An 18366-nucleotide genomic window follows, 5' to 3' on the forward strand; every position below is an offset into this window, starting at 1 on the left:
AGATCGATCTCTGACTGTACCGCCCGAGCGATGTCAGCAGAATAGGAGCATGGATTCCATGCGCGTGATCCACCTCAACGCCGAGGACGTCTCCGTCGTGATCGCAACGGCGGACGATGGGATGCCGGAGATCGTCCACTGGGGCGAGGCGGTGACGTCGGCGGAGCCCGACCTCCTCGCATTCGTCGCGGCCGAGCAGCGGAACGGGATGACCGGTGATTCCGACGTTCCGTACCGCGCGAGCGTGCTGCCCGAGCACAGCCGCGGGTGGTTCGGAGCCCCGGGGCTGTCCGCACATCGCGACGGCTCGGGGTGGGCGCCGCGGTTCGTGCTGCGCTCGCTGGCTCTCGACGGCGCCGAGGCCGGACCGGGCGTGACGTCCGGCGGAGCGGGGCGGGTCGACGCGGTCCTCCACGACGATGCTGCTGAGATTGAGCTCGGTGTAGAGATCGATCTCACACGAGACGGCCTCGTGCGTTCCCGCGCTCGGGTCCGGAACACCGCCGGCGCAACCGAGGCGGCGGCACCGCTCGAGATCCAGTCCCTCGCCGTCGCCCTTCCGATACCGACGTGGGCGCAGGAGGTGCTCGACTTCACCGGCCGATGGGGGCACGAGCGCATCCCCCAGCGGCATCCGGTCGTCCGCGGTGATCACTCGCGCGTCTCGCGGCGCGGCCGCACCGGTCTCGACGCGACGCTGGTGCAGGCGGTCGGCACGCCGGGGTTCTCCGCCGGCTCCGGCGAGGTATGGATCGGACACGTCGGATTCAGCGGCGACCACGAGCACACGATCGAGCGCACCGACGGGCGCCTGCACTTTCGGGGCGGCGAGTCGATCCTTCCCGGCGAGATCCGGCTGACGCCCGGCGAGGAGTACACCGGCCCCTGGGTGTTCGGCAGCTACGGGCGCGGACTCGACGGCGCTGCGGCGCGCTTCCACTCCTACCTGCGTGAGCGCTCGCGTTCGTCGCGCCGCCCCCGCCCCGTGACGATGAACGTCTGGGAGGCGGTGTATTTCGACCACGACCACCGCGTGCTCGTCGATCTGGCGGCCCGCGCCGCCGAGCTCGGCGTCGAGCGCTACGTCCTCGACGACGGCTGGTTCCGGGGGCGCAATGACGACCGCGCGGGGCTCGGCGACTGGGCGCCCGACCCGATTGCGTGGCCCGACGGCCTCCGCCCACTGGCCGACGAGGTGCGCTCTCTCGGCATGGAGTTCGGGCTCTGGGTCGAGCCGGAGATGATCAACGAGGACTCCGATCTCGCCCGTGCGCACCCCGAGTGGATCCTTCGGGCGGGGCCCGAGCTGCCGCCGCGCCAGCGGTTCCAGCAGGTGCTCGACCTCACGCATCCGGCCGCTTTCGACCACATCCTGGGCGTGCTCGACGGGCTCATCGAGGACATCGGCGTGAGCTACCTCAAGTGGGACCACAACCGCGACCTCATCGCGGCCGGGCACCCCGCCTCGGGCGCCCCTGCCGTTCACGAGCAGACCCTCGCGGTGTACCGCGTCATCGACGAGCTCCGCCGTCGCCATCCCGACCTCGAGATCGAGAGCTGCGCCTCCGGCGGCGGGCGGGTCGACCTGGGGATCCTCGAACGGACTGACCGGATCCATCCCTCCGACAGCCACGACCCCCACGACCGTTTCGGCATCCTGCGCTGGACGGGACTCCTGGTGCCGCCGGAGATGATGGGATCGCACGTCGCCTCCCCCGTGTCGAGCGTCACGGGACGCGCGCATGACCTGCAGTTCCGGTGCGCCGTCGCCTTCCTCGGCCACTTCGGCATCGAGTGGGACATCCGCGATCTCGACGAGCACGACCGGCGCGTCCTCGGCGACTGGATCGCACGATACCGCCGGCACCGCCACCTCATCGCGACGGGGCGCACCGTCGGCTCGGGTGAGCTCGACGCCGCGGCTCCGCAGGTGCGCGGCGTGGTCGCGCCGAACGGGTCGGAGGCGCTGTTCACGATCGTCACGCCGACGACCTCGGCCGACACGATCGCCCGCGTGCGGTTCCCCGGCTTGTCGACCGACCGCAGCTACCGGGTGTCGGTGAGCGGCTCGGACTCCTTCGGACCGCCCTGGCAGGTTCCGGCGTGGCTTCGGGAGAGCCCCGAGCTCGGCGGTGACGGTGACGGTGACGGCGAGCGTGTGGGTGACGGCCCGGTCATCGCGGGTACCGTGCTCGCACGGGTGGGGCTGGAGTTCCCCACGTTCCACCCCGACCGCGCGGCGGTCGTTCACCTCGCGGCGGTGGCAGCGCCGTGATCGGCGAGCGCCGGGCCGCGGCATCCCGTCCCCCGATGGGGTGGAACAGCTGGGACTGCTTCGGGTCGTCCGTGACGGAGGCCGAGGTGCTGGCGAACGCCGAATACGTCGCGGAGCACCTGCTCGCGTTCGGCTGGGACACGATCGTCGTCGACATCCAGTGGTACGAACCCGATCCGGGGGCGCACGACTATCGCGAGGTCTCTCGGCCGCTGCTGGATGCCTGGGGCCGGCCGCTCCCCGCGCCGGGACGCTTCCCCTCCGCGGCGGACGGGAGCTTCCAGCCGCTCGCCGACCGCGTCCACGAGCTCGGCCTGCGCTTCGGGGTGCACCTCATGCGGGGCGTGCCGCGCGCCGCAGCGGATGCGGCTCTGCCCGTCTCTGGCCATCCCGACGCGACGTGCGACTCGATCGCCGACCGCTCGAACGTCTGCGTGTGGAACCCCGACAACTACGGCGTCGATATGACGGCACCCGGTGCGCAGGAGTACTACGACTCGGTCATGGCGCAGCTGGCCGCCTGGGGCGTCGACTTCGTGAAGCTCGACGATGTGCTCTACCCGCCCGTCGAGACCGCCGAGATCACAGCGATCTCGCGCGCGATCGATCGGTCGGGACGGGCGATGGTCCTGAGCCTGTCGCCCGGCAAGCGACTGTCGCTCGCGCACCTCGAGACGCTGCGCGAACACGGCCAGATGTGGCGGATCTCGGACGACTTCTGGGATGACTGGGCGCACGTGGTCGAACAGTTCCAGCGCGCCGCCCGCTGGGCGCCGTTCCAGCGGCGTGGTGCGTGGGCGGATGCCGACATGCTCCCTTTCGGACGCATCGGCGTGCGCGGACACGTCGGCGAAGACCGTCTCAGCCGCCTGTCGGTCGACGAGCAGCGCACCGTCATGACGCTGTGGAGCATGATGCGCTCACCGCTCATGATGGGCGGCCACCTGCCCGACACTCCGCCAGAGACGCTCGCGCTGCTGCGTAATCCCGGCGTCCTCGCGCTGCGTGACGGCGAGGAGTCGCGCGAGATCGTGCGCGACGGACACCTGGTCATTTGGAGCGCGCGCGTGGGCGCGCGCGAGTACCGTGCGGTGTTCTGGCTCGGCGACGATGAGCAGGAGCTCGTCGTCCACCTCGCCGACCTCGGGCTCGGGCTCGGGCTCGGGCTCGGGCTCGGGGACGTGGGGACGGCGGGTTCGTGCACGGATGTGTGGAGCGGGACGAGCGTCGAGGTCGCCGACGGACGCGTCACGCTGACGGTGCCGGCTCACGGCACGCGGCTGCTCGTCTTCGGCTGACCGTCGGGAGGAGGAGCGGGCCGGCTGTGGAAAGGCACGGGCGATGTCGGAGGTCCGTGACATGATTCGAACATGCATTCGAACGGCGAGCTTAGTGGCGGGATGGGCAGCGACGCTGATGTCGACGTCCTCGCTCAACTGGTCGCGGATGCGGAGGGGGCGGCGGATGCTGCGCGGTTGGCGCAGATTCGTGAGGTTCGGGTGCTCGCGGCAGCTGGCGTGCTGGCCGAGAAGCAGGCGGCTGGGGCGGCAGAGCGGGTCAAGGCGCGCGAGATGGCGCTGCGTGGCATCGCGGCGGAGCTCGCCGGGGTGTTCGTCGCGACCGACCGGACGTTGCAGCGGCGCATCGACGAGGCGCGAGACCTGGTGGAGAACTATCCGGTAACGATGGCGGCCTGGGAAGCCGGGCGAATCGTCCGCGGGCACGTGCGGGTGATTCAGGAGACGGGATGCCTCGTGCCCGCGGAGGAACGGGCAGAGTTCGAACGGGTCGCGATCGAACGGTGCGAGGGCGAGACCCCGAACCGGGTGCGCGACGCGTTGCGGATGATCGCGGAGCGGATTCACCCGCGGTCGTTCACCGAGCGGCACGAGGAGGCCGCGGCCGGGCGGTGCGTGCGGGTGCAGGCCGGCGCCGATGGGATGTCGGACCTGATCGCGACGCTGCCGACGGTGATCGCCGACGGGATCGTCGACCGGCTGACCCGACAGGCCCGGGAGATCATCAACGCGCGGGCGCAGGCTGATGCGCCTGGCACGCCTGACACTCGAGCCGACGCGAACGGCGGCTCACCCGATGCCGACACGACGATTCGCGACGGGTCGTCGTTCATCGACGATGCGCGATCGATCGACCAGGTCCGCGCGGACGTGTTCTCCGACCTCCTCCTCGCGGGGGCGCCGGCCCTCGACCCGACTGGCACCGGTGACGGCGACGGAACGCTCGGGGCGATCCGGGCACACGTGCAGGTCGCCGTGTCGGCGTTGACGCTGATGGGTCAGGACGAGGGGCCGGCCGATCTAGCCGGCCGCTCCCCCATCGATGCCGCGACCGCACGCGAGCTCGCGGGCAACGCGACCTCGTGGGACCGGCTGCTCACCGACCCCGTCACCGGAACCGTGCTCGAGTGCGACAGCTACCGCCCCACCGCCGCCATGGTGCGACTTCTACGGGCGAGGGATCGGCACTGCCGGTTTCCCGGATGCCGGCAACCCGCCATCCGTTGCGAACTCGACCACACGATCGCCGCATCCGAGGGCGGGGGCACGCACGTGTGCAACCTCGCCAACCTCTGCAAGAGACACCACGACGTCAAACACCACACCCGATGGCATGTCCGACAACTCCCGGGTGGGCGGCTCGTGTGGACCTCACCTACCGGGCGGGTCTACCACGAAGACGCACCCCCACCACTCGTCGCCTTCACCATCGACGAGCCAACCGATCGCCGAGGCGATCAAGCACCACCCGGAGCGTTTCCCCCACCACGATCACTGGGGCGACCCGACGCGCCTCGGGGGTCCGCTCCGCCGTTCTGACGGGATCGTCTTCGCCCTGAACCAGCCCGCGGGAGGGGGTGGTTGCCGTGCCCGTCACACCGCGAGAGCGCCGTCCATCATGCCCGCGGCCGCCGGCCGCACCGCCGGAAGACGACACGCGTCTGCTCGCGTTCGGCTGACCGTCAGGACGCGCGGCGCGGGTCGATCCCGAGTCTGCCGACGGCGTCATCGAAGCCACCGACGCGAGCGAGCTCCGCGGCGCGCGCCGATGCCCGCTCGAACAGGTCGTCGAACCTGACCGGGACGCCGGCGGCCGCGGACGCCACGGCAGCCTCGACCATGGCTAGGCTGCCGATGTTGCGCGTGATCTCGCCGGACGGCACCGGACCGCCGTCGAGGGCTGCGACGAACTCGGCGAGGGCGGCATCCAGCCCCTCGGCCCCGTCCGCCAGCACAGCAGCCTGCGCGCCGCCCTCACGTGGCTGGATCACGACGTCGGTCTCTCCGTCCCAGGCAGCGGATCCATGGGCAGCGTTTCCCCGCCAGTCGCCGTTCCACGAGGTCGTCAGACCGTCGGCGCACCAGCTGCCGGAGTACGAGAACCGGCGCCCATCGGCGAAGCGGAAGATCGCCTCGGCCGCGGCGGCGCCGCGATACCAGCTCCAGCTCGGCGAGAACTCCTCGCAGAAGACCGACACGGGTTCACTCGAGAGCAGGTACCGGGCTTGGTCGAACTGGTGGATCGCCATGTCCATGAGCAGCGGCGACGGCATCTCGTCTCGGAAACCTCCGAACCGGGGGTTCTGGAAGAAGCGGACGTCGAGCTGCTCGGCCCCGCCGAGGCTGGCCAGGGCGTCGCGGAACGCCCGGATCCCGCGGGAGTGCCGACGCGACTGACTCGTCGCCATCAGGGTCCCGGTCGACGCGCTGACGGCGGACAGCAGCAGCGCCTCGGCCACGGTCGGCGTCACCGGCTTCTCGCTCAGGACGGGAACACCCGCCCGCAGCGCCGCGGCGCTCACCTCGAGATGCGCCTGCGGGATCGTGACGTTGACGACCAGGTCGACGTCGACGGCGTCGAGCGCATCATCGACCGAGCCGAAGCTCGGGACATCGAGTCCCCGCTCGACTGCCGCGGCCCGCGCGGCGTCGGCGACGATGTCGACGAGCCCGACGATCTCGAGATCAGGACGACGAGCGACCGTGTCGATCCAGGCCTTCCCCATCGCTCCCGCCCCGACGACGACGACACGACGGGTGCGCCCCGTCACGACTGCTCCTCGCCGTCCCACTCCCGCGGAACGTCCCACTCCCCCGTGCGATGCATCGCCAGACGGGCGGCGGCGCGGGGGCGGTCGTTCCGAGCCCATCGCGCCGCGTTCGCGAGGACGAGCTGGATCTCGGGCTGATGGTAGACGGGATAGTCCTGGTCACCCGGCGAGAAGTAGAACACCCGCCCGTGACCGCGGAAGAACGTCATGCCCGAGCGGAACACCTCACCGCCCGAGAAGTTCGAGACGAAGACGAGCTCGTCCGGCTGCGGCACGTCGAAGAACTCGCCGTACATCTCCTGCTCGGGGATGACGATCGGCTGCGGCACGCCGGCGGCGATCGGATGCGTCGGCGAGACCGTCCACACGAGCTCCCGGTCATGCGCCTGCCGCCAGCGCAGCGCGCAGGTCGTCCCCATGAGACGGATGAAGATCCTCGAGAAGTGCGCCGAATGCAGCGCCACGAAACCGAGCCCGCCGAGCACGTGCCGATGGACCCGCTCGACCACGACGTCGTCGACCTCGTCGTGCAGGAGGTGCCCCCACCAGAACAGCACATCCGTCTGCGCGAGGCGCTCCTCGCTCAGCCCGTGCTCCGGATCGTCGAGCGTCGCCGTCTCGACGACGGCAGCGTCGCCGAGCAGTCGCCGCAGGCCCGCGGCGATGGTCCCGTGCATCGTTTCGGGATAGAGGGCGCGCGGGATGTCGTGATGCTTCTCGTGATGGTTCTCGCCCCACACCAGCACGCGGATGGGGGTGGATGTCGTGCCCGTCACCCCTTGAACGCCCCGTCCATGATGCCCGCCACCATGCGGCGCCCGACGACGAAGAAGACGATGAGCAGCGGCAAGGTTGCCAGGAACGACCCGCCCATCGTCAGCGCCAGGTCGATCGACCGGTTCGCCTGCAGCTGCTTCAGGGCGATCTGCACCGTGAACAGCTCGGGCGACTTCAGCACGATGAACGGCCACATGAAGTCGTTCCACACCGAGGTGAACGTGATGAGGCCGAGCACGAAGGCCGCCGGCCGCACGACCGGGAACCCTATGCGCCAGAAGATCTGCCAGCTGTTCGCCCCGTCGATGCGGGCCGCGTGCATGAGCTCGTCGTTGAGGGTGGTCGCCATGTGCTGCCGCATCCAGAAGATGCCGAACGCGCTGGCGAGCCCCGGGACGATGATCGCCTGCAGGGTGTCGACCCAGTCCAGCCACGAGATGATCAGGTACTGCGGGATGACGCTCAGCTGAGCGGGCACCGTCATGGTGAGCAGCACGATGACGAAGAGCGCGTTGCGGCCCCGGAACTGCAGCTTCGCGAAGGCGAAACCGGCGAGCGCGCACAGCAGTGATGCGATGACGGCGATCGAGAGCGAGACGATCGCGCTGTTCAGCAACGACTGGAAGAACGGCACCGTGTCGAACACCTTCGTCGCGATGTCGAAGAAGTTGAGCCCCGGGTAGAAGCGCGGCGGGATCGAGGTGACCGCGGAGGCACCCACCGACGCGATCACGAACATGTAGTACAGCGGGAAGACGCTGATCACGACCGCGATCCCGAGCAGCACGTAGACCGGCCAGGGCACGCGGCCGACGCGCCCGCCTCCGCGCCGCGCACGCTTGCGGGGCGCGCTCAGCGCGGTTGGATCGAGGGGACACGGCACAGCTGTGTCGACGGCGTCGGACATCATCGGGCCTTTCGGGTGCGGGTGGTCAGGAAGAAGTTGATCGCCGAGACCACGACGACCACGACGAAGAGGGCGACACCGATCGCCGAACCGTAGCCGAACTCGAACTGGCCGAAGCCCTGCTCGTAGAGGAACAGCGCGAGGGTCTGACACTGTCGCCCGCCGCCGCAGGTCAGCCCCGACTCGGGAGCCACCAGCAGGGGCTCCGTGAAGATCTGCAGCCCGCCGATGGTCGACATGATGACGGTGAAGATGATGATGGGCCGCAGCGACGGGATCGTCAGGTGGATGAACTGCTGCCAGCCGGACGCGCCGTCGACCGAGGCCGCTTCGTACATTTCGCGCGGGAGCGCCTGCAGCCCGGCGAGGTAGAGCAGCGTGTTGTATCCGAACCATCGCCACATCACCATCGACGAGATGACGATCCACGAGCCGACCTGAGACGACAGGAAGTTCACCGCCGGGATGCCGAAGAGGTCGAGCACCCAATTGATGAGCCCGAAGTTCTTGTCGAAGATCTGAGCGAAGACGAGGGCGGTCGCGGCGACCGAGGTGATGTAGGGCACCAGCAGCGCCATGCGGAAGAAGTTCGCCATCTTGAGGGTGGCGTGGTTCAGCAGGTGCGCGAGGCCGAGCGCCAGCAGCAGCTGCGGGATCGTGGAGATGAGGAAGATCCCGAAGGTGTTCACGAACGCGTTCCAGAACCGGGAGTCCTGGACGAGCCGCTCGAAGTTCGCCAGACCGACGAACGTCTGCTCCCCGATCGGGTTCCAGTCGAATAAGGCCACGTAGAACGTGAACAGCAGGGGGAACAGCCCGAAGATCAGGAAGATCACGAAGAACGGGGCGATGTAGATGTACGGCGCGATGCGCTCCGCGAGCGGCTGGCGGATGGCGCGTCTCGGCGGACGCTCGCGCCGAGCGGTCTTCTTGTCGATGGTGATGGCGGTGGCGGTGACTGTCGCGGTCATGATGCGTCCTCGATGAGGGTGGTGGCCCGCCCACGGGCGGACCACCACCGAGCGGGTAAGGTCAACCGCCGATCGCGGCCCGGGCGCTGTCGACGCCGGTCTGCCACGCGTCGCGCGGCGCGACGTTGCCCGCTTCCATGTCGACGAGGGCATTGAGCAGCGCCGCCCCGATCGCGCTCGTGTCCGGCCCGTTGTGGAAGGACTGGAACTGCAGCACCGAGTTGCTGATGACCTCGCCGATCCGGGAGTCCCCGAAGAAGGGATCGGTGTAGCCGGTCACCTCGCTGCTCTCGAGAGCGCTCTTGGCCGCCGGGAACGTGCCGGTGCGGGCGAAGTGCGCCGTTTGTCCTTCCGGCGAGAGCATCGTCTCGATGTACTTCCACGCGGCCTGCGGGTTCTTCGCGCGGGCGGGGATCGCGATGACGCTGCCACCCCAGTTGCCGCCGACGCCGGGGATCGCGGCGACTCGCCAGAGCCCCTCGGTGTCGGGAGCGTCGTTCTTGTAGCCGGACAGCATCCAGGAGGGCGCAGTGCTGACCGCGAACGCGCCGTTCGCCTTGCCCGGAGCCCAGCCCGACGACCAGGCGGCGATGCCGGCGCTGATGCCCGCCTCGTAGGTGCGCACCGCGACGTCGAACGCCTCCTCCACCTGCGGGTTGGTGTCGAAGATGAGCTCGCCGTCCGGTGTGTAGTACTTCTCGGTGACCTGGTTCACGGTCGAGAAGAAGACGCTCGTCTCGACGTTGTCGACGAAGGGCTCTCCGGTCGCGGCCGTGTACTTCTTGCCCATCTCGATGAAGCCGTCCCACGTCGACCACATCTCGGCGACCTCGTCCGGGTCGGTCGGCAGTCCTGCCGCCTCGAAGAGGTCTGCGCGGTAGGCGAAGCCGAGCCCGCCGATGTCGGTCGGGATGCCGATGATCGAGCCATCCTCACCCGTCGCCTCGGCGATGGCCCAGTCGAGGTAGCCCTCGCCGATGTCGTCGCCGCCCAGCGTGCGGAGGTCGATGAAGTTCCCGGGGTTCTCGATGAATTTCGGCAACTCGTCGTTCTGGATCATGACGAGGTCGGGGACGCGTCCGCCGGCCAGGGCCGCGGTGAGCGCGGTCGCGGTCTCGGCGGTGCTGCCGACCTCCGACAGCTTCACCTTCGCGTCCGGGTTCTGCTCGAGGTACTGGTTGACGGAGTCCTGCTGCCCGATTCCCGTGAACGACCAGAACTCGAACTCGGCGTTCGGGTCGTCCGACCCGCCGCCCGATCCACCGGACGTGCACGCGGTCATCGCGATCGCGACGACGCCGAGAGCTGCGACGGGCAGGGCCAGTCTGCGACGATTCACAACTGCTCCTCTTCTTTGGGGACATGTGATGTGCGCGGGGCGATCAGAGACCCCACTGAGAGATCGTTCTCTCATGCCGGGAAACAGTATCCCGAGATCGAACAGCTGGCAAGCCGCGGCATCCGCCAGTCTCGTCACACGCACTGCAAGACCGAGACCATGAACGGATAAGTTGCGCGCAGCGGCTGCTGTCGTGCGAAGATCATCGCGTCAGAGAACGATCTTTCGCTCGCTGAACCCGACCTAGGAAGAGGGAGCCATGTCTCGACCGACCATCGTCGACGTCGCCCGCGCGGCCGGCGTCTCACGCGCTACGGCAGCGCGCGTCCTGGCCGGAGCGACGAACGTCGACCCGGCGATGGCGGCCGCCGTCGGCCGCGAGGCCGCGCGCCTGGGCTACGAGACGAACTTCGCCGCGCGCGTGCTGCGCGGCGGGCGCGCCGGCGCGATCGGACTCGTCATCGCCTTCGACGAGCTCGGCGGGCTGAGCGGCACGTTCTTCACCGCGGTCATGAAGGGCGCAGCCAAGGGCCTCTCTGCCGGCGAGGTGCAACCGGTCCTGCTTCCCGCCGATCACGAGGACCTGGATCGCATCCCGCGGTTCCTGCGATCTGGAGCGCTCGATGGCGCCATCGTCGTGCTCCAGCACGAGATCACCCACCTCGTCGACCGGCTCGCCGACTCGCCGGTGCCCATCGCGTGGGTAGGCCGCCCACGCGGCGAGATCGGCCCCGACCCGATCGTGATCGACTCGGACAACTACGGCGGCGGGGTCCTCGCCGCACGGGCGCTCGTCGAGCACGGGCGCCGCAACATCGGCATCATCACGGGCCCCCTCGACATGGAGCAGGCGCGCGAGCGCACCCGCGGATGGACCGACGAGCTCGCGCGCCACGGCATCGAGCCCGGACCCATCGTCCACGGCGACTTCACCCTCGACAGCGGCACGGCGGCGATGGCCCGGCTGCTGCAGCGCGTCCCGACCCTCGACGGGGTGTTCGCCTGTTCCGACCTCATGGCTGCAGGCGCCATGCGCGTGCTGCAAGCGGCCGGTAGGCGTGTGCCCACCGACGTCTCGCTCGTCGGCTTCGACGACATCCTGCTCGCCGCAGCGAACGACCCCCCGCTGACCACCGTGCGCCAACCGCTCGAGGAGATGGGCCGTGCTGCCGCCGACACGCTTCTGGGCGCCATCCGCGGGGACGACGTCGAGCGTGTGCAGGTGCTGCCCACCTCGCTCGTGCACCGGGAATCGCTGTGACCTCGGCGCGCTCGTGAAAGCCGGCCCGGATCTGGTCTTCCGCAGCACGGAGCCCGCCGAGTCGTGGGATCACGGCCTCATCGTCGGAAGCGGTCGTGTCGGCGCCGTCGTCCACGGACCCGGCGACGAGCTGCGCATCTCGATGGCCCACGAGAGGTTCTTCCTGCCCGCGAACCCGCGGCCACGGGCACCCCGGCTGCATCCCGCCCTGCCGCGGTTGCGGGCGGCCCTCGGGAGCGGCAACCCGGCGCTGGCCGCCGAGATCTTCGACGCCGCGCTGACCGAAGCCGGGTTCGCCGAGCTCGTCTGGACCGACCCGCTCGCGCTGTGCGGCTCGCTGACGGTGGCGACGACGGGGGGATGCTCGACCGAGACGCGCGAGATCGACCTCCTCCGCGGCGTGGCGAGCGTCGCCTGGCGCGACGACTCCGGCGCGTCCCATCGGGTCAGCGTCGTCGCCCCGCGTGACACCGACACGATCGAGCTCGCCCTCGAAGCCGACACCGACACCGAGATGCGGATCCGCCTGGCACTCGCTCCCGTCGACGACACCCCCGCCGCGTCGTTCGCCCCCGATTACACCGGAACCGTCACGGGGCGCCTGCGCGGGGGCGACACCGGATGCCTCGAGATCGTCGACGTCGCCGGTCGACTCCTCGCCACCGTGACCGCGGCGATCCCCGAGCCCGGCGTCGCCTGGCGGGAGGATGCGGACGCGCTCGAGGCTCGTGTGCTCGTACCCGCGGGGGTGAGGCGGACGGTGCGCGTCGATCTGTCGGTCGTGGGGCAGCCATTCGCTCCCGCGCGCGCTGCCGACTGGGACGACCGGCTCCGCTCGCAGGAGCGCGATCACGGCTCCCTGGTCACCTCATCGCTGCTCGACCTCGACGTCGCACCCGGCGTGGGCACGGCGACGACCGGTGAGCTGTGGCGGGACGCCCGATCGGGAAGCGCCGACGCCGTCCGTCGCGCGATCGAGATCGCCTATGTTTCGGGCCGGTCGAACATCATCTCGTCGGCCGGAGAGCTGCCGCCGACCCTCCAGGGCGTCTGGCAGGGCACCTGGAGGCCGGCATGGTCGGCCGACTACACGATGAACGGCAACGTGCAGAACGGGGCCCTTGCCGGCGTGGGCGTGACGGGAACACCCGAGCTCGCGCTCTCGCTCCTCGGGCTCGTCCTTCCGCACCTCGACGACTACCGGGAGAATGCGCGGCGGATCTACGGCGCCGACGGGATGCTGCTCCCCTCGCGCATGTCGACGCACGGCATCGCCAACCATGTCGACCGCGCCTACCCGCACGTCTTCTGGGCCGGCGCCGGCCCCTGGGTCCTCCGGATCGCGGCCGACGTCCTGGCGCTCACGGGCGACCGCTCGATCGTGGACGATCGCCTCTGGGAGCTCGTCGAGGGCGTGCTGTCCTTCGGTGAGACCGCGACGGTCGTCGTCGACGGCATCCGCCATTTCTCACCGAGCTATTCACCCGAGAACACTCCGGCCGGGTGGGCGACGCCGCTCGCGGTCGACGCCGCCGTCGACGTCGCCGCCTACCGCGACGCTGCCCGCGCGGCCCGTCTGCTCGGTCGAGCCCGGGCAGACGGCTCGCTCGACGAGCGGTGGGACGCGCTGGCGAACAGCCTCCCCGACCTGGCGGTCGCGCCCGACGGGACGCTGGCCGAGTGGCTCGATCCGGCGGTACCGGAGAACATCGCGCACCGACACGTCTCGCAGCTGTACCCGCTCTGGTACGACGCCGACGAGATGTTCGCCGCCGACAGCCCCTCGTCCGCCGCGCTGCGCGAGGCCGCTCGTCGGACGATCGACGCGAAGATCGCCTGGCGTGCGCATGATACCGCTCCCCCGCCGGGCCGGATGGAGATGGCGTTCGGGCTCGGGCAGCTCGGTCAGGCGGCTGCCGCTCTCGGCGATGCGGAGGCGGCGGTGCGCTGCGTCGAATGGCTCGCACTCCTGCATTGGCGGCCGTCGCTCACGACGACCCACGACGCCGACAGCATCTTCAACCTCGACGCCAGCGGAGCGCTGCCCGCCGTCGTCGCGTCGATGCTCACTCGGTCGACGATGGACTCCCTCCATCTGCTGCCTGCGCTTCCGGCACGGTGGCCGCGTGGCGAGGTCACGGGGCTCCGCGCGCGCGGCGGCATCGTGATCGACCGCCTGGCGTGGGATGAGGCCTCGGCGACGGTCGAGTTGCGCAGACTCCCCGCGGCCTCGTGGCTGTGTCCGGCGGGAACCACGATCATGCATACCGGCTCGGGGTTCACGTGGGGGGACGAGCAGGGCGACGCAGACGGCAGCGCGCGCGTCGTCGAGCTGCGCGATGAGCCCGTCACCCTGAGACTGCGGCGCACCCCGCGACGGAGGAGCACAGTCACGACATCGTAGGCTGAACGGATGCCCGACCTCGCCTCGCCGCTCATCGCGTGGTACCGCGACAACGCGCGCGATCTCCCGTGGCGACGCCCGGGATTCGGGGCTTGGGGAACCCTGGTCAGTGAGTTCATGCTGCAGCAGACTCCCGTCGCCCGGGTGATCCCCCTGCTGGAGGCGTGGCTCGAGCGATGGCCGACACCGGCGGATCTCGCCGCCGCGGCCCCAGCCGACGCGGTCCGGCAATGGGCCAACCTGGGCTATCCGCGGCGCGCGCTCTGGCTGCACCGTGCCGCCGTCGAGATCCGCGACCGCCACGCCGGCGTCGTCCCCCGCGACGTCGACGACCTGCTCGCGCTGACCGGCATCGGCGACTACACCGCGCGTGCCGTCGCCGTCTTCGCGTACGGCGACCGGCATCCGGTCGTCGACACGAACACTCGCCGCGTCCTGGCGAGAGCCATGCAGGGGCGTTCGCAGCCCGGGCCGGCGGCGAAGCGCGACCTCGCCGACATGACCGAGATCCTGCCCCACGACATCGCCGCATCGGCCGTCGTGAACGCGGCGGCGATGGAGCTGGGAGCGCTCGTGTGCACAGCCCGAGTACCGAGGTGCGCTGCGTGCCCGCTGGCCGACCGCTGCGCATGGCGCGCCGCCGGCTATCCCGACACCGGCGACACCCGCGTGAAGCAGGCGCGGTACGAGGGCAGCGACCGGCAGGCACGAGGCGCGATCCTCCGAGTCCTGCGCGCTGCGACGACGCACGACGTCGCCGCCGAGGACGTCATCGGCGACTGGCCCGACGCCGCTCAGCGTGACCGCGCGATCGACTCGCTCGTCTCAGACGGCCTCGTCGAAGCCGTCGACGGCCGGCTGCGCCTCCCCCTGTGACGGGACGGAAGAGGGATGCCGCGGCAGCGCGGCATCCCTCTTCTCAGTCCTCGTCCTCGTCGGCCTCGCGAGGCTTGACGTAGGGGTCGGCTTCTCCCGCGTAGCTCGCGCCCGTCGCGGTGGCCGCGGTGGCGGCATCCCGCTCGCGCGCCTCGCGCAGCAGGTGCTCGATGTGACCCGCGTTCTCGGGGATGGCATCGAGGATGAACTCGAGCGTGGGGGTCACCCGCACGCCGAGCTTGCGACCGACCTCGCTGCGGAGCATGCCCGTCGCCGCGCGCAGGGCGTCGGCCGAGTCGGCTCGCTCCTGGTCGGAGCCGTACACGGTGTAGAACACCGACGCGTGCTGCAGGTCACCCGTCACACGCACGTCGGTGATGGTCACGAAGCCGAGGCGCGGATCGCGCAGGCCCTTCTCGAGCCGCTCCGCGACGAGCACGCGGATGCGATCGGCCAGACGCGACTGACGTTCGCTGGACATACCTTCTTCTCCCTACTCAGGCCCGCTCATCGGCGGACCGGCGATTGCGGAGGCGATGGATGTCGCTCGGATAGTCGGGGTCTTGGGGGTCCTGTTATCCGAGCGACATCCGTCGCCGTAGCAACCAACGATGGGTCAGCCGCGCGGCTTCTCCACCATCTCGGTCGTCTCGATCTCGTCGCCGATCTGGATGTCGTTGTACTTGCCGAGGCCGATACCGGCTTCGAAGTCCGTACGGACCTCGGTGACGTCGTCCTTGAACCGGCGGAGCGACTCGATGGCGAGACCATCGGCGATCACGACACCGTCGCGGATGACGCGCGCCTTGGCGTTGCGCGTGATCGTCCCCGAGCGGACGATGACACCCGCGATGTTGCCGAACTTCGAGGAGCGGAACACCTCGCGGATCTCGGCCACACCCGACTGGACCTCTTCGTACTCCGGCTTGAGCATGCCCTTGAGCGACTGCTCGACGTCGTCGATCGCGTTGTAGATGACCGAGTAGAACCGGACGTCCACACCCTCGCGGGCGGCACGCTCCCGCGCCTTCGTGTCGGGACGGACGTTGAAGCCGATGACGATCGCGTTGTCGATCGTCGCCAGGTTGATGTCCGACTCGGTGATGGCGCCGACGCCGCGGTGGATGATCCGCAGCTGGACGGAGTCGTCGACCTCGATCTTGAGCAGCGACTCCTCGAGGGCCTCGACGGCACCCGAGACGTCACCCTTGATGATGAGGTTGAGCGACTCGACCTTGCCCTCTTCGAGAGCACGGGTGAAGTCCTCGAGCGAGATGCGCTTGCGGGCCTTGGCCAGCTGGGCATTGCGCTCGGCAGCCTCGCGCTTCTCCGCGATCTGACGCGCGGTGCGGTCCTCCTCGGTGACGATGAACACGTCGCCGGCTCGGGGCACCGAGTTCAGACCCTGCACCTGCACCGGGCGCGAGGGGTAGGCCTCGTCGACCGCGTCGCCGTTCTCGTCGATCATGGCGCGGACGCGACCGTAGGCCGTTCCCGCGACGATCGCGTCGCCGACGCGGAGCGTTCCGGACTGGATGAGCACCGTGGCGACCGAACCGCGGCCCTTGTCGAGCTTGGCCTCGATCGCGACACCGCGCGCCGCCTTGTTCGGGTTCGCCGTCAGGTCGAGACCGGCGTCGGCGGTGAGCAGGACGGCGTCCAGGAGCTCCTGGATGTTGGTGCCCTGTCGAGCCGACACGTCGACGAACATGACGTCTCCGCCGTACTCCTCGGCGACCAGACCGTACTCGGTGAGCTGCTGGCGAACCTTGGCCGGGTTGGCGTCGGGCTTGTCGACCTTGTTCACCGCGACCACGATCGGCACGTTGGCGGCCTGCGCGTGGTTCAGGGCCTCGACCGTCTGCGGCATGATGCCGTCGTCGGCCGCGACCACGAGGATCGCGATGTCGGTCACCTGCGCACCACGGGCACGCATGGCGGTGAACGCCTCGTGACCCGGGGTGTCGATGAAGGTGATCGCACGCTCGATGCCCTCGTGCTCGGTCCAGACCTGGTACGCACCGATGTGCTGCGTGATGCCGCCGGCCTCGCCCGCGACCACGTTGGTCTGACGGATCGCATCGAGCAGTCGCGTCTTACCGTGGTCGACGTGGCCCATGACGGTGACCACCGGAGGACGGATCTCGAGGTCTTCGTCGCTCTCCGCTTCCAGCTCGGCGTCGAGATCGAGACCGAAGCCCTCGAGGAGCTCTTTGTCCTCGTCCTCGGGCGAGACCATCTGGATCTTGTAGCCGAGCTCCTCGCCGAGCACCTCGAAGGTGGCCTCGTCGAGCGACTCGGTGGCCGTGGCCATCTCGCCCAGGTTGAACAGGATCGTCACGAGCGTGCCGGGCTGCACCGTGTAGCCGCGCAGCGCCTCGAGCTTGTCCGCGAAGTCGGCGATCGATGCACCGCGGCGCAGGCGGATGATCTCGCCGTTGCCCTTCTGGACGTTGACGCCGCCGACGACCGGCGCCGACCGCATCTCGAATTCCTGCCGCTTCGCCCGACGCGACTTACGCTGCTTGGACTTGCCGCCGCCCTTGCCGAAGGCGCCTGCGGTGCCGCCGCCGGGGCCGCGACCGCGACCACCGCCGCCACCGGGACGACCGGCGAAACCGCCACCGGGAGCACCCGGACGCTGGAAGCCGCCGGCACCGCCGGGACGACCGGGACCGCCGGGACGCTGCTGGAAGGGAGCACCGGGACGACCGCCGCCACCGGGACGACCGGCGCCACCGGGGCGCGGAGCGCCGGGACGGGGAGCACCGGGTCGCGGGGCCTGCGGACGCGGGATGTTGCCGGGCGTAGGCCGCTGGCCCATGCCCTGCGCCGAGGCGAAGGGGTTGTTGCCGGGGCGGGGACCGGCGGGACGCTGGCCCATGCCCTGCGAGGGCGCGAAGGGGTTGTTGCCGGGGCGTGCGCCACCCGGACGCGGCGGCTGCGAGCCGCCGGGCGTCGGGCCTGCCGGCTTGGCCGGACCGGGCTTGCCGGCGCCGGGCGTCGGGGCCGACGGAGCGGAAGGCGCCGCAGGGGTCGCCGACGGCGCGGCAGGCGCAGCAGGAGCTGCCGGGGCGGATGCCGCGGGGGCAGCCGGAGCTGCGGGCGCGGCGGGCTTCGCGGGGCCGGGCTTGACGGCCGGGCCGGGCTTCGCTCCGGCGGGACCGGGCTTGCCGGCGCCGGGGCGCGCAGCACCCGGACGAGCGGCACCGGGCTTGGCGCCGCCCGACGCAGCGGGAGCGGGAGCCGCGGCGGCAGAGCCGCCCTCAGCCTCGAGCGCAGCCCGCAGCTTGCGAGCCACGGGGGGCTCGATGGTGGACGAGGGGCTCTTGACGAACTCGCCGAGCTCCTTCAGCTTCGCGAGCGCGACTTTGCTGTCGACGCCGAGTTCGGAAGCGATCTCGTGTACGCGTGGTTTTGCCACAATTCTCCTGTCTGAAGGCCCACCCTCGGACAGGGCGGACCGCTTAAGCGCGGACGGGTCTCA

The 18366-nt window shown here is 70.2% G+C and carries 13 protein-coding genes; 6 read left to right on the forward strand and 7 right to left on the reverse strand.

Annotation, left to right across the window (positions count from 1 at the left end; translation table 11 throughout):
* The first annotated feature begins 49 nt into the window (after positions 1-49).
* The 3 genes from VC184_RS10880 (at position 50) to VC184_RS10890 (ending at position 5112) form a co-directional block, all read left to right on the forward strand.
* Positions 50-2275: an alpha-galactosidase gene (locus tag VC184_RS10880; protein ID WP_323986138.1), complete on the forward strand. Its 2226-nt coding sequence runs from the start codon at positions 50-52 to the stop codon at positions 2273-2275.
* Positions 2272-3573 (forward strand): glycoside hydrolase family 27 protein, encoded by a 1302-nt coding sequence (locus VC184_RS10885; protein WP_323986140.1) that lies wholly within the window; start codon positions 2272-2274, stop codon positions 3571-3573. Before VC184_RS10880 ends, VC184_RS10885 begins: the two co-directional genes overlap by 4 nt.
* 72 nt (positions 3574-3645) lie before the next feature.
* Positions 3646-5112 carry an HNH endonuclease signature motif containing protein gene (locus VC184_RS10890; RefSeq protein ID WP_323986141.1) on the forward strand — a complete coding sequence of 489 codons (1467 nt, stop codon included), beginning with the start codon at positions 3646-3648 and terminating at the stop codon, positions 5110-5112.
* Between the two features lie 143 nt (positions 5113-5255).
* On the opposite strand, the gene VC184_RS10895 is transcribed toward VC184_RS10890, so the two are convergent.
* The 5 genes from VC184_RS10895 to VC184_RS10915 form a co-directional block, all read right to left on the reverse strand.
* Positions 5256-6344 (reverse strand): Gfo/Idh/MocA family protein, encoded by a 1089-nt coding sequence (locus tag VC184_RS10895; RefSeq protein WP_323986143.1) that lies wholly within the window; start codon positions 6342-6344, stop codon positions 5256-5258.
* Positions 6341-7120: a ThuA domain-containing protein gene (locus tag VC184_RS10900; RefSeq protein ID WP_114588434.1), complete on the reverse strand. Its 780-nt coding sequence runs from the start codon at positions 7118-7120 to the stop codon at positions 6341-6343. Before VC184_RS10900 ends, VC184_RS10895 begins: the two co-directional genes overlap by 4 nt.
* Complete coding sequence (locus VC184_RS10905) at positions 7117-7926, reverse strand: carbohydrate ABC transporter permease (protein ID WP_274178764.1); 810 nt, start codon at positions 7924-7926, stop codon at positions 7117-7119. Before VC184_RS10905 ends, VC184_RS10900 begins: the two co-directional genes overlap by 4 nt.
* Before the next feature lie 101 nt (positions 7927-8027).
* Positions 8028-8999 carry a carbohydrate ABC transporter permease gene (locus tag VC184_RS10910; RefSeq protein WP_274178765.1) on the reverse strand — a complete coding sequence of 324 codons (972 nt, stop codon included), beginning with the start codon at positions 8997-8999 and terminating at the stop codon, positions 8028-8030.
* A gap of 61 nt (positions 9000-9060) precedes the next feature.
* Entirely contained in the window at positions 9061-10338 is a 1278-nt protein-coding gene (locus tag VC184_RS10915) for an ABC transporter substrate-binding protein (protein WP_269267698.1), read from the reverse strand.
* A 259-nt stretch (positions 10339-10597) separates the two neighbouring features.
* Here VC184_RS10915 and VC184_RS10920 point away from each other — a divergent pair, with 259 nt between their 5' ends.
* From VC184_RS10920 to VC184_RS10930, 3 genes are read left to right on the forward strand one after another with little or no spacing between them, the layout of a single operon-like run.
* Positions 10598-11599, forward strand: coding sequence for a LacI family DNA-binding transcriptional regulator (locus VC184_RS10920; protein ID WP_274178766.1), 1002 nt, complete (start codon positions 10598-10600; stop codon positions 11597-11599).
* Positions 11600-11612: 13 nt separating this feature from the next.
* Positions 11613-14003, forward strand: coding sequence for a glycosyl hydrolase family 95 catalytic domain-containing protein (locus tag VC184_RS10925; protein ID WP_323986145.1), 2391 nt, complete (start codon positions 11613-11615; stop codon positions 14001-14003).
* Between the two features lie 9 nt (positions 14004-14012).
* Positions 14013-14879 carry an HhH-GPD family protein gene (locus VC184_RS10930; RefSeq protein ID WP_323986146.1) on the forward strand — a complete coding sequence of 289 codons (867 nt, stop codon included), beginning with the start codon at positions 14013-14015 and terminating at the stop codon, positions 14877-14879.
* 43 nt (positions 14880-14922) lie between these two features.
* On the opposite strand, the gene rbfA is transcribed toward VC184_RS10930, so the two are convergent.
* Both rbfA and infB read right to left on the reverse strand, forming a co-directional pair.
* A complete protein-coding gene (gene rbfA / locus VC184_RS10935; RefSeq protein ID WP_071919310.1) occupies positions 14923-15360 on the reverse strand; it encodes a 30S ribosome-binding factor RbfA in 438 nt (145 codons plus the stop codon).
* A 135-nt stretch (positions 15361-15495) separates the two neighbouring features.
* On the reverse strand, positions 15496-18303 hold the full coding sequence (gene infB / locus VC184_RS10940; protein WP_112617238.1) for a translation initiation factor IF-2: 2808 nt from the start codon (positions 18301-18303) through the stop codon (positions 15496-15498).
* Between the last annotated feature and the right edge of the window lie 63 nt (positions 18304-18366).

This window comes from Microbacterium plantarum (genome assembly GCF_035231185.1).
GTDB classification, from domain to species: domain Bacteria; phylum Actinomycetota; class Actinomycetes; order Actinomycetales; family Microbacteriaceae; genus Microbacterium; species Microbacterium plantarum.